This is a genomic window from Streptomyces sp. NPDC059900 (assembly GCF_050270335.1).
Classification (GTDB): Bacteria; Actinomycetota; Actinomycetes; order Streptomycetales; family Streptomycetaceae; genus Streptomyces.
The window spans coordinates 1-10,658 of record NZ_JBNNJZ010000280.1 but is presented as its reverse complement, the minus strand read 5'-3'; the positions used below and the strand labels follow the sequence as shown (position 1 = coordinate 10,658).

General features: G+C 71.2%; 11 protein-coding genes. 6 read left to right on the top strand and 5 right to left on the bottom strand.

What is annotated here, in order from left to right:
* Positions 1-166: 166 nt before the first annotated feature.
* From ACQKIP_RS28870 to ACQKIP_RS28855, 4 genes are all read left to right on the top strand, one after another.
* Positions 167-883, top strand: a complete 717-nt coding sequence (locus tag ACQKIP_RS28870) for a GntR family transcriptional regulator (protein ID WP_365860138.1) — start codon at positions 167-169, stop codon at positions 881-883.
* Entirely contained in the window at positions 883-1,887 is a 1,005-nt protein-coding gene (locus ACQKIP_RS28865) for an ADP-ribosylglycohydrolase family protein (protein ID WP_365860137.1), read from the top strand. Before ACQKIP_RS28870 ends, ACQKIP_RS28865 begins: the two co-directional genes overlap by 1 nt.
* A gap of 76 nt (positions 1,888-1,963) precedes the next feature.
* Entirely contained in the window at positions 1,964-3,433 is a 1,470-nt protein-coding gene (locus tag ACQKIP_RS28860) for a purine-cytosine permease family protein (protein ID WP_365860136.1), read from the top strand.
* On the top strand, positions 3,430-4,404 hold the full coding sequence (locus ACQKIP_RS28855) for a PfkB family carbohydrate kinase (RefSeq protein ID WP_365860135.1): 975 nt from the start codon (positions 3,430-3,432) through the stop codon (positions 4,402-4,404). The genes ACQKIP_RS28860 and ACQKIP_RS28855 overlap by 4 nt, the downstream gene beginning before the upstream one ends.
* A 223-nt stretch (positions 4,405-4,627) precedes the next feature.
* On the opposite strand, the gene ACQKIP_RS28850 is transcribed toward ACQKIP_RS28855, so the two are convergent.
* The 5 genes from ACQKIP_RS28850 to argC all read right to left on the bottom strand — a co-directional run bounded on the left by ACQKIP_RS28850 (position 4,628) and on the right by argC (position 9,607).
* Positions 4,628-5,182 carry an arginine repressor gene (locus tag ACQKIP_RS28850; protein ID WP_365860134.1) on the bottom strand — a complete coding sequence of 185 codons (555 nt, stop codon included), beginning with the start codon at positions 5,180-5,182 and terminating at the stop codon, positions 4,628-4,630.
* A gap of 7 nt (positions 5,183-5,189) precedes the next feature.
* Positions 5,190-6,398, bottom strand: coding sequence for an acetylornithine transaminase (locus ACQKIP_RS28845; RefSeq protein WP_365860133.1), 1,209 nt, complete (start codon positions 6,396-6,398; stop codon positions 5,190-5,192).
* On the bottom strand, positions 6,395-7,339 hold the full coding sequence (argB, locus tag ACQKIP_RS28840) for an acetylglutamate kinase (RefSeq protein WP_365860132.1): 945 nt from the start codon (positions 7,337-7,339) through the stop codon (positions 6,395-6,397). The genes ACQKIP_RS28845 and argB overlap by 4 nt, the downstream gene beginning before the upstream one ends.
* Entirely contained in the window at positions 7,336-8,490 is a 1,155-nt protein-coding gene (gene argJ, locus ACQKIP_RS28835; RefSeq protein WP_365860131.1) for a bifunctional glutamate N-acetyltransferase/amino-acid acetyltransferase ArgJ, read from the bottom strand. The genes argB and argJ overlap by 4 nt, the downstream gene beginning before the upstream one ends.
* 88 nt (positions 8,491-8,578) lie before the next feature.
* Positions 8,579-9,607 carry an N-acetyl-gamma-glutamyl-phosphate reductase gene (argC, locus tag ACQKIP_RS28830; protein ID WP_365860130.1) on the bottom strand — a complete coding sequence of 343 codons (1,029 nt, stop codon included), beginning with the start codon at positions 9,605-9,607 and terminating at the stop codon, positions 8,579-8,581.
* A 154-nt stretch (positions 9,608-9,761) separates the two neighbouring features.
* Between argC and ACQKIP_RS28825 the strand changes: the two genes are divergently transcribed.
* Complete coding sequence (locus ACQKIP_RS28825; RefSeq protein ID WP_365860129.1) at positions 9,762-10,235, top strand: VOC family protein; 474 nt, start codon at positions 9,762-9,764, stop codon at positions 10,233-10,235.
* Between the two features lie 27 nt (positions 10,236-10,262).
* On the top strand, positions 10,263-10,658 hold a 396-nt coding region (locus ACQKIP_RS28820; protein WP_427744536.1), incomplete at its 3' end, for a DUF6314 family protein.

Below are 10,658 nucleotides of genomic sequence, written 5' to 3'. Positions count from 1 at the left end.
GCGCGGCGCACCGAGGAGCGGGCGGCCGAGCAGGCCTGACGGGGGTCAGGCCGGGCCCCGGGCGTTCGCCGAAAAGTCCACCGAAAAGTTCGCTGGAAAGTTCACCGAGCAAATAATCTGCCGCAAACCGTAGACGGGACGGATCACCTCCGCTTACCTTCTAGACATGCCTGGACAGGTTCATAAACATCATCGCGTCGCGCACGTACTCGCCGACGAGATCCGCGCCGGGGTGCACGCCGACGGCAGCCGTCTCCCCGGCGAACACGCGCTGCGTGAGCGGTTCGGGGTCAGTCGCACCACCGTCCGCCAGGCGCTGAGCGTCCTCGGCGAACAGGGCCTCATCGAGACGCACGCGGGCATCGGCTCGCTGGTCACCTTCGACGGCACGCCGCTCGACCAGAAGCTCGGCTGGACCAGGGCCCTCGCCGACCAGGGCACCGAGCTCTCGACGGACACCCTGCGCTTCGAGCGGATCACCGACTCCGGGCTCGCCGCCGAACTCGGCCTGGCCGACGCACGGTTCATCGCGCTCGACCGCGTCAGGCGGCTGCCCGACGGCGCCGGCATCTCCCTGGAGCGCAGCCGCGTCCCGGCCGTGCCCGCCCTCGCCGATCTGCCCGAGCGCGGCCTCGAAGGCGGCTCCCTGAACCGGACGCTGCTCGCCGCGGGGCACGTCGCCGCGTCGAGCGACGCCCACATCACGGTGTCCGGCCTCGGCGACGAGGACGCGGGGCTCCTGCACCGCTCTGCGGGCGAACCGTTCATCCGGCTCGCCCAGGTCTTCCGCGATGCCGAAGGGGAGGTCGTGGAGCAGGTGTCCAGCCTGCTCGATCCGTCCCGGTTCCAACTGCACGTACGCACCGGCCGAGGAGGCCACTGATGACCACCGCACCGCCCGACCTTCTCGACCGCGCGCTCGGCGCGTTCTACGGACTCGCGCTCGGCGACGCCCTGGGCATGCCGACCCAGATCATGTCCCGCGACGACGTCGTACGGGTCTACGGCACCGTCACCGGATTCGAGGCCTCCCGGTCCGACAACCCCGTGAGCGCGGGCATGCCCGCCGGTTCCGTCACCGACGACACCGACCAGGCGGTCATCGTGGCGCGGCTGCTCGTCGAGGGCGGCGGGCACATCGAACCGCTGCGGTTCGCCGACGAACTCCTCTCCTGGGAGCGGGAGATGAAGGACAAGGGCTCCTTCGACCTGCTCGGCCCGTCCACCAAGGCCGCTCTGGACGCCGTCGCGGGCGGCACCGACCCCAAGGAGGCGGGCAGGTACGGCACCACCAACGGCGCCGCGATGCGCGTCACCCCGGTCGGCATCGCCTTCGCCGCGGAGCCGCTGCCTCACTTCCTCGACCGGGTCGTGGAGTCCTGCCAGGTCACCCACGACACGAACGTCGGCATCGCGGGCGCGGCGGCCGTCGCCGCCGCGGTGAGCACCGGTGTCGCGGGCGGCACCCTCGACGAGGCCTTCGACGCGGCGATCACCGCCGCGCAGGCAGGCGCCCGGCGCGGCAACTGGATCGCCGGAGCCGACATCGCCGCCCGCATCGCCTGGGCCCGCGACCTGGTGGCCGGCCTGGACGAGGACACGGCACTGGACCGCGTCGTCGCCCTCATCGGCACCAGCGTGGCCAGCCAGGAGTCGGTGCCCGCCGCGTTCGCGGTGCTCGCGCTGACCGGCGGCGACCCCTGGCGCAGCGCGCTCCTGGCCGCGAACCTCGGCGGCGACAGCGACACGATCGCCGCGATCGCGGGCGCGATCGCCGGATCGGTGCACGGCCTCGCGGGCCTGCCCGCCGACGCCGTACGCACCCTGCGCACGGTGAACAGCCTCGAACTGGCCCCGCTGACCGCCCAGTTGCTCACCCACCGCTAGTCCGCTCCCCCGTTGCATCCCCGTCCCTTCCCCGCCCCTTCCCCCGTTCCCACGTACCGCGCAAGGAGGTTCCGTCATGGACGCTTCGACGAAGAACGTTTCGGTCGGCACCGTAGAGACCCGAGGGATCGAGCCGGTCCCCGACAGTGAGCGTCATGGCCACGCGGGCCAGATGTTCTGGACCTGGTTCGCCGCCAACATCTCGATCCTGGGGCTGCCGCTCGGCGCGACGCTCGTCGCCTTCCGCGGACTGAACATCTGGCAGGCCGCGCTGGTCGCGGTCGTCGGCGCGTTCGGTTCGTTCGCGCTGGTGGGGGCGTTGAGCCTGGCGGGCAAGAAGGGCGGCGCACCCGCACTCACGCTCTCCCGCGCGGTATTCGGACAGCGGGGCAACGCGGGCCCGACCCTGGTCTCCTGGCTGAGCCGGGTCGGCTGGGAGACGATCACGACGACCACGGCGGCGTACGCGCTGCTCGCCCTGCTCGGGGTGGCCTTCGGCGTCGACCAGAACACCTTCCTGACCGTGCTGTGCCTGCTTGTCTTCATCGCCTGCACGCTGCTGATCAGCGGCCTCGGACACGCCACGATCATGTGGATCAACAAGTGGGCGACGGTCCTGTTCGGCGTGCTCAACCTGGTCGTGATGGGCTTCCTGGTCGCCACCGTCGACTGGTCGAAGGTCCTGGCCACTCCGGCAGGACCGACCACCGGTGTCGTCGCCGGTATCGGCTTCATCGCCGCGGGCACGGGCATCGGCTGGGCCAACGCCGGTGCGGACTACGCCCGTTACCTCCCGCGCGCGATCCCGGGGCGCCGCCTGATCACTGCGTCGGCCTTCGGTGCGGGCATCCCGCTCGTGCTGCTCATCTCGCTCGGCTCGCTCCTCACGGCGGGCGACCCGTCCCTTGCCACGTCCTCCGACCCGGTCTCCGCGATCAACGCCATGCTGCCGTCCTGGATGGCGATCCCGTACCTGATCGCGGCCTTCGGCGGCCTGCTGATGTCGAACCACCTGTCGACGTACTCCGCGGGCCTCACCATGATCACGCTGGGTCTGCGGGTGCCGCGGGCCTGGGCCGTGCTCATCGACATCGTGCTGATGTTCCTGGGCGGCATCTACTTCATGCTGATCGCGGACGACTTCTACGGCCCGTTCTCCGCCTTCCTGACGCTGCTCGCCGTGCCGATCTCCGCCTGGATCGGCGTGATCGCGGTCGACATGATGCGGGGCCGGGACTACGACCCCGACGCCCTGATGGACACCTCGCGGACCAGCCGCTACTGGTACACCGGCGGCTTCCGGCTGCCCGCCGTGCTGGCCTGGGTGGCGTCGATCGTGGCGGGGCTCCTGTTCACGACCGCCGGTACGGGCTCGGACGACGTGTGGTTCGCCGGACCGCTCGCCGACACCTGGCCCGGCGTCAACGGCCTGGGCTGGGCGGTGGCCATCGTGGTGGGCGGCGCGGTGTATGCGGCCTTCGGCGGGCGCGGCCATCCTTCCGCAACCCCCGCTTCTTCCCCGGCACTTGAGGAGTCAGTCCGATGAGCACCCCCGCACACTCCCCGCGTCTCGTGCTGGCCGGCAACGTCATCGCCGACCTCGTCATCGAAGTCCCCGCCCTTCCCGAACGCGGCGGCGACGTCATCGGCTCCCGCACCCGGCTGTACGCGGGCGGCGGCTTCAACGCGCTGACGGCGGCGCGGCGCCTGGGGGCCGACGCGGTGTACGCGGGGCTGCACGGGACCGGGCCTTACGGGGACCTCGTCCGGCGCTCCCTCGCCGAGGAGGACATCTCGACCCTGCACCCGGTGCGGACGGACGGGGACACGGGGTTCTGTGTGGCCCTGGTCGATGCCGGGGGCGAGCGGACGTTCGTCACCAGCTTCGGGGTGGACGCGCGGATGACGGCGGCGGAGACGGATGCCGTCGCGGGGGCGCTGCGGGCGGGCGACACCGTGCAGTTGTCCGGGTACAGCCTCGTGATGGAGGTCAACGGTCCGCTGCTGTCCGCGTTCGCGGCGGGGCTGCCGGGTGATGTGCGGGTCTGCTTCGACCCGGGGCCGCTGGTCGCCGATATCCCCGCGGACGTCCTCGACCCCGTCCTCGCCCGGACGGACTGGCTCAGCTGCAACGCCCGTGAGGCCCGGCTCATGAGCGGTCACTCCGAGCCGCGGGCTGCCGCTGCCGCGCTCGTCGGGCGGCTTGCGCCGGGGGCGGGGGTGCTTGTGCGGGCCGACAAGGACGGCTGCTGGTTGGCTGCGCCGGGCTCGGGCGGGGACGTGGTGCATGTGCCTGGCTTCCCCGTGGATGCCGTGGACAGCAATGGTGCCGGGGATGCGCATGTCGGGGCGTTCCTCGCCCTGTTGGGGCGGGGGCTCGATCCCCTTACGGCTGCGCGGGGCGCTAACGCTGCGGCGGCGTACGCGGTGACGCGGCGGGGGCCGGCCACTGCGCCGGGTCCTGCGGAGCTCGTTTCGTTCCTGGGGGATGATCCCCTGGGGGAGTTGCTGGGGTAGGGGCCGGTCCCTGCGGGGCTTTCCCCAATCCCGCCCCTTCCCGGCTGCGTCTATTGGCGGCTGCGCCGCGCAGGGGGCTCCGCCCCCAGACCCCCGGTCCTCAGACGCCGGACGGCTGCAAGACTTCCCCGGGCCGGCGGAAATCTCAGCCCGTCCGGCGTTTGAGGACGAACTCGGCGGAGCCGGTGATTGACGGCCACCAAGGCCCCCGCGCCAGGAAGAATCAGTGCTCGTTCGACGCCAGGCGCAGCAAGTGGTCCGCCAGAGCCTGGCCCCCCGTCGCCTCCCGGCTGATCAGCATCAGGGTGTCGTCCCCCGCGATCGTCCCCAGAATGTCGTGCAGCTCCGCCTGGTCGATCGCCGAGGCGAGGAACTGGGCGGCCCCCGGCGGCGTCCGCAGGACCACCAGATTCGCCGAGGCCTCCGCAGAGATCAGCAGCTCCGCCGAGAGGCGCCGCATCCGCTCCTCCTTGGCGGACTCCCCCAGCGGCGCACGCGGAGTGCGGAACCCGCCCTCGCTCGGCACCGCGTAGATGAGGTCGCCCTCGGCGTTGCGGATCTTCACCGCGTTCAGCTCGTCCAGGTCCCGGGAGAGCGTCGCCTGGGTGACCGTGAGCCCGTCGTCGGCGAGCAGCTTCGCCAGCTGGCTCTGGGAGCGGACGGGCTGCCGGTTGAGGATGTCCACGATCCGGCGGTGGCGTGCGGTGCGGGTCTGCGGCACGGCGGGCCCGGCGTGATCCGGGTGCTCCACGTGCTCATTGCCTTGCGCCTGGCTCATCGTCGTCTCATTCTCCGGATCGTCCGTCCCCGTCGGCCGCGGTGGCCTGGTCAAGCACGCCGGGCAGGACCCGGAGGAACGCGTCCACCTCGTCGTCGCGCACGTTCAGCGGCGGCATCAGCCGTACGACATCGGGAGCGGGCGTGTTCACCAGGAAGCCGGCGTCCTGAGCCGCCTGCTGCACCTGAGGCGCGAGCGGCTCGGTGAGCACGATACCCAGCAGCAGCCCCGCACCCCGGACATGGCCCACGAGCGGGTGTCCCAGTGACTCGATTCCGTCGCGCAGCTTCCCGCTCGCCCGCTTCACGTTGTCCAGGAGTCCGTCGGCCTCGATGGTGTCGAGCACGGCGAGTCCCGCGGCGCACGCCACCGGGTTCCCGCCGAACGTCGTTCCGTGGTGACCGGGCTTGAGCAGCTCGGCCGCCGCCCCGAACGCGACCGTCGCGCCCAGCGGCAGTCCGCCGCCCAGACCCTTTGCGAGCGTGACCACGTCGGGCTGCACGCCCTCGTGTGCGAGGTACTCGAACCAGTGGCCGGTACGGCCGATTCCGGTCTGCACCTCGTCGAGGACGAGGAGGGTTCCGGTGGCCGCGGTGATGTCCCTGGCCGCCTTCAGATAGCCCGCGGGCGGCACGATGACGCCGTTCTCGCCCTGGACGGGTTCGATGATGACGAGGGCCGTCTCCTCGGTGACGGCTGCCCGCAGGGCCTCGATGTCGCCGTACGGGACATGCGTGACGTCGCCGGGCAGCGGCAGGAACGGCTCCTGCTTGCCGGGCTGGCCGGTCAGCGCGAGCGCGCCCATGGTGCGGCCGTGGAAGCCGCCGTCCGTGGCGACCATGTGCGAACGCCCGGTCAGGCGGCCGATCTTGAAGGCGCCTTCGTTGGCCTCTGCGCCGGAGTTGCAGAAGAACACCCGGCCCGGGCGCCCGAAGAGCTGGAGCAGCCGTTCGGCGAGCGCGACCGGCGGCTCGGCGATGAAGAGGTTGGAGACATGGCCGAGGGACGCGATCTGGGTGCTGACCGCCTCGACGACCGCCGGGTGGGCGTGGCCGAGCGCGTTGACCGCGATGCCGCCGACGAAGTCGACGTACTCCTTGCCGTCGGCGTCCCACAGCTTGCTGCCCGCGCCGCGCACGAGGGGCAGCCGGGGCGTGCCGTAGTTGTCCATCAGCGCGTCCTGCCAGCGCTGGGTCAGCTCCTCGTTGCCGGTCATGCCGCTTCCCCCTCTGTTTCGTCTGCGGGCGAGTCCGGCACGACCATCGTGCCGATGCCCTCGTCGGTGAAGATCTCCAGCAGGATCGAGTGCTGGACCCGGCCGTCGATCACACGGGCCGTCTCGACGCCGTTGCGCACGGCGTGCAGGCAGCCCTCCATCTTCGGGACCATGCCGCTGGCCAGCTCGGGAAGGAGCTTCTCCAGCTCCTTCGCGGTCAGGCGGCTGATCACCTCGTCGCTGTTCGGCCAGTCCTCGTAGAGGCCCTCGACGTCCGTGAGGACCATCAGGGTCTCTGCGTCCAGCGCAGCCGCAAGTGCCGCAGCCGCCGTATCAGCATTGACGTTGTAGACATGGTGGTCGTCCTGGGAGCGGGCGATGGAGGAGACGACCGGGATGCGGCCGTCGGCGAGCAGGGCCTCGATGGCGCCGGTGTCGATCTCGGTGATCTCGCCGACGCGGCCGATGTCGACCAACTCGCCCTCGATACGGGGCTGGTGCTTGGTGGCGGTGATGGTGTGCGCGTCCTCGCCGGTGAGGCCGACGGCGAGCGGACCGTGCTGGTTGAGCAGGCCGACCAGCTCGCGCTGGACCTGCCCCGCCAGGACCATCCGTACGACGTCCATGGCGTCCTCGGTGGTGACCCGCAGGCCCGCCTTGAACTCGCTGACGATGCCGTGCCGGTCGAGGGCCGCGCTGATCTGCGGGCCGCCGCCGTGCACGACGACGGGCTTGAGACCCGCGTGGTGCAGGAAGACGACGTCCTGTGCGAAGGCCGCCTTCAGCTCCTCGTCGACCATGGCGTTGCCGCCGAACTTGATGACGACGGTCTTGCCGCGGTGCCGGGTCAGCCAGGGCAGCGCCTCGATGAGGGTCTGCGCCTTGGGGAGCGCGGTGTGCTTGCGTGCCGTCGGATTGCCGCTGCTGCTGTTGCCGCTCATGAGGAGTACGCGCTGTTCTCGTGGACGTAGTCGGCGGTGAGGTCGTTGGCCCAGATCACGACGGGCTCGGTGGTGCCTGCCGCCAGATCCGCGGTGATCTTGACCTCGCGGTAGCGCATGTCGACGAGGTCGCGGTCCTCGCCCACGCTGCCGTTCTTGCAGACCCAGACGCCGTTGATGGCGACGTTCAGCTGGTCGGGCTCGAAGGCCGCCATCGTCGTGCCGATGGCGGAGAGCACCCGGCCCCAGTTGGGGTCCTCGCCGTGGATGGCGCACTTGAGGAGGTTGTTGCGGGCGATGGAGCGGCCCACCTCCACGGCGTCGTCCTCGGACGCGGCGTTGACGACCTCGATGCGGATGTCCTTGCTCGCGCCCTCGGCGTCGCCGATGAGCTGGCGGGCGAGATCGTCGCAGACGGTACGGACGGCCTCGGCGAACTCCGCGTATTGCGGGGTGACTTGCGAGGCCCCGGAAGCCAGCAGGAGCACCGTGTCGTTCGTCGACATGCAGCCGTCGGAGTCGACGCGGTCGAAGGTGACCTTCGTGGCGTCCCGCAGCGCCTTGTCCAGGACATCGGCGTCGACGTCGGCGTCCGTGGTCAGGACGACGAGCATCGTGGCGAGTCCGGGGGCGAGCATGCCCGCGCCCTTGGCCATGCCGCCGACCGTCCAGCCGTCCCCCGTGACAACAGCCGTCTTGTGCACGCTGTCGGTGGTCTTGATGGCGATGGCGGCCTTCTCGCCGCCGTGCGCGGAGAGTTCACCGGCCGCGCTCTCGATGCCCGGCAGGAGCTTGTCCATGGGGAGGGTGACGCCGATGAGGCCCGTCGACGCGACGGCGACCTCGCCCGCGTTCAGGTCGAGCGTCCCGGCGACCTTCTCCGCGGTGGCGTGCGTGTCCTGGAAGCCCTGCGGCCCCGTACAGGCGTTGGCGCCGCCGGAGTTGAGGACGACGGCCGACACGAGGCCGCCCTTGACGACCTGCTCCGACCAGAGGACCGGGGCGGCCTTGACGCGGTTGGAGGTGAAGACGCCCGCGGCGGCCAGGCGGGGCCCGGTGTTGACCACGAGGGCCAGGTCCGGGTTGCCGTTCTCCTTGATTCCGGCGGCGATGCCCGCCGCCGTGAATCCCTGCGCTGCCGTGACGCTCACTGCATCTCCTTGTTCGCTTCTCCGCCCGCGCAGCGCAGAGGCGCGCGGTTCGTTGTCATCTGCGGCCCGGCGGCTGCGCGTGCGTCGCTCACGGAGCCACTCCGATCGTGGTGAGACCGAGCTCTTCGGGGAGCCCGAGTGCGATGTTCATGCTCTGCACCGCGCCGCCGGCGGTGCCCTTGGCGAGGTTGTCGATGGCGCTGATCACGATGACGCGCCCCGCCGCCTCGTCGTACGCGACCTGGATCTGTACGGCGTTCGAGCCGTACACCGCGGCCGTCGCGGGCCACTGCCCCTCGGGGAGCAGGTGCACGAACGGTTCGTCCGCGTAGGCCTTCTCGTACGCGGCCCGCACGGACTCGGCGGTGACGCCCGCCGCGGCCTTCGCGCTGCACGTGGCGAGGATGCCGCGCGGCATCGGGGCCAGGGTGGGCGTGAAGGAGACGGTGACGGGGGTGCCCGCGGCGGCGGACAGGTTCTGGATCATCTCCGGGGTGTGCCGGTGCACGCCGCCCACGCCGTACGGCGACATGGAGCCCATGACCTCGGAGCCCAGCAGGTGCGGCTTGGCCGCCTTGCCCGCGCCCGAGGTCCCGGAGGCGGCGACGATCACCGCTTCGGCCTCGGCGAGCCCGGCGGCGTACGCGGGGACGAGCGCGAGCGAGACGGCGGTCGGATAGCAGCCGGGCACCGCGATGCGCTTGGACCCTTCGAGGGCGGCGCGGGCGTCCGGCAGCTCCGGCAGGCCGTAGGGCCAGGTCCCGGCGTGCTCGCTGCCGTAGAACTTCTCCCAGTCCCCCGCGTCCTTCAGCCGGAAGTCGGCGCCCATGTCGACGACGAGGACGTCCGGGCCGAGCTGCTCGGCGACGGCGGCGGACTGGCCGTGGGGCAGGGCGAGGAAGACGACGTCGTGACCCGCGAGGGCCTCGGCGGTGGTCGGCTCCAGGACCCGGTCGGCGAGCGGCATCAGGTGCGGCTGGAGCGCGCCCAGGCGCTGGCCCGCGTTCGAGTTGCCGGTCAGGGCGCCGATCTCCACCTCGGGGTGGACGAGCAGCAGACGCAGCAATTCACCGCCCGCGTACCCGCTCGCTCCTGCCACTGCTGCACGTACCGCCATGGAACCCTCCTCCTAGAGAGCATGACTATACGTATCGACGCAGTTTTATGCAACGAGGGACCGGTGGGCCGGGTAGCGATGAGTTCTCCCGGGAGCAAGGGTCAGTACAGGCAGACAGGCACATGCCCGGCAGGCCCGACGACAGGAGAGAGTCATGCCCCGCATCACGCCCAACCTCTGGTTCGACACGCAGGGCGAGGAGGCCGCGAAGTTCTACGTGTCGGTCTTCCCGAACTCGAAGATCACAAGCGTCGCCCACTACGGCGAAGCCGGGCCGCGACCGGCCGGGACCGTGATGACCGTCGAGTTCGAGCTCGACGGGCAGCCCTATCTCGCGCTCAACGGCGGCCCCGAGTTCACCTTCAACGAAGCGGTCTCGCTCTCCGTCGACTGCGCCGACCAGGCGGAGGTCGACCACTACTGGGCGAAGCTCTCCGAGGGCGGCGAGGAAGGCCCGTGCGGCTGGCTCAAGGACAAGTTCGGACTGTCCTGGCAGGTCGTCCCCGCCGCCATGGGCGAGCTGATGTCCGACCCCGACCAGGGGCGGGCGCAGCGCGCGATGGCGGCCATGCTCGGCATGAAGAAGCTCGACGTGGCGGCGCTGTACGCGGCGGCGGACCAGAAATAGCGTCCGGCGGGGACGTAGCCTGCGGGCATGTCTTTTCCGGATGAGTCGGCCCGCACGGCAGCGGTGACGCACCATCGCGTGCCCGACGTGCTGGCGTATCTGGCCGGGGAGTGGGCGGTCGAGCGCACGGCGCAGGACCTGGCAGGGAACGCGGAAGGCCGCTTCACGGGGACGACGGCGTTCGCATGGCTGGACGACGGGACCGGCGGCCTCCTGCACCACGAGTCCGGCACCTTCGTCTGGCGGGGCACCGCGCGCCCCGCCGAACGCACCCTGCGCTTCCTGCCCGGCGAAGGCCCCGGCGTCGCCCGCGTCACCTTCGCCGACGGCCGCCCGTTCCACGACCTGGATCTGCGCACCGGCAGGCACACCGCCGACCATCCGTGCGCGCTCGACCTCTACCGGGGCGAGTTCGAGGTGTAC

What these genes read in the sequence shown, in the direction of transcription:
- ACQKIP_RS28860 (WP_365860136.1), top strand. Translation starts at nt 1,964, where the DNA reads ATGGACGCTTCGACGAAGAACGTTTCGGTCGGCACCGTAGAGACCCGA.
- ACQKIP_RS28845 (WP_365860133.1), bottom strand. Translation starts at nt 6,398, where the DNA reads ATGACCGGCAACGAGGAGCTGACCCAGCGCTGGCAGGACGCGCTGATG.
- argC (WP_365860130.1), bottom strand. Translation starts at nt 9,607, where the DNA reads ATGGCGGTACGTGCAGCAGTGGCAGGAGCGAGCGGGTACGCGGGCGGT.
- argB (WP_365860132.1), bottom strand. Translation starts at nt 7,339, where the DNA reads ATGAGCGGCAACAGCAGCAGCGGCAATCCGACGGCACGCAAGCACACC.
- ACQKIP_RS28870 (WP_365860138.1), top strand. Translation starts at nt 167, where the DNA reads ATGCCTGGACAGGTTCATAAACATCATCGCGTCGCGCACGTACTCGCC.
- ACQKIP_RS28850 (WP_365860134.1), bottom strand. Translation starts at nt 5,182, where the DNA reads ATGAGCCAGGCGCAAGGCAATGAGCACGTGGAGCACCCGGATCACGCC.
- ACQKIP_RS28855 (WP_365860135.1), top strand. Translation starts at nt 3,430, where the DNA reads ATGAGCACCCCCGCACACTCCCCGCGTCTCGTGCTGGCCGGCAACGTC.
- ACQKIP_RS28825 (WP_365860129.1), top strand. Translation starts at nt 9,762, where the DNA reads ATGCCCCGCATCACGCCCAACCTCTGGTTCGACACGCAGGGCGAGGAG.
- ACQKIP_RS28865 (WP_365860137.1), top strand. Translation starts at nt 883, where the DNA reads ATGACCACCGCACCGCCCGACCTTCTCGACCGCGCGCTCGGCGCGTTC.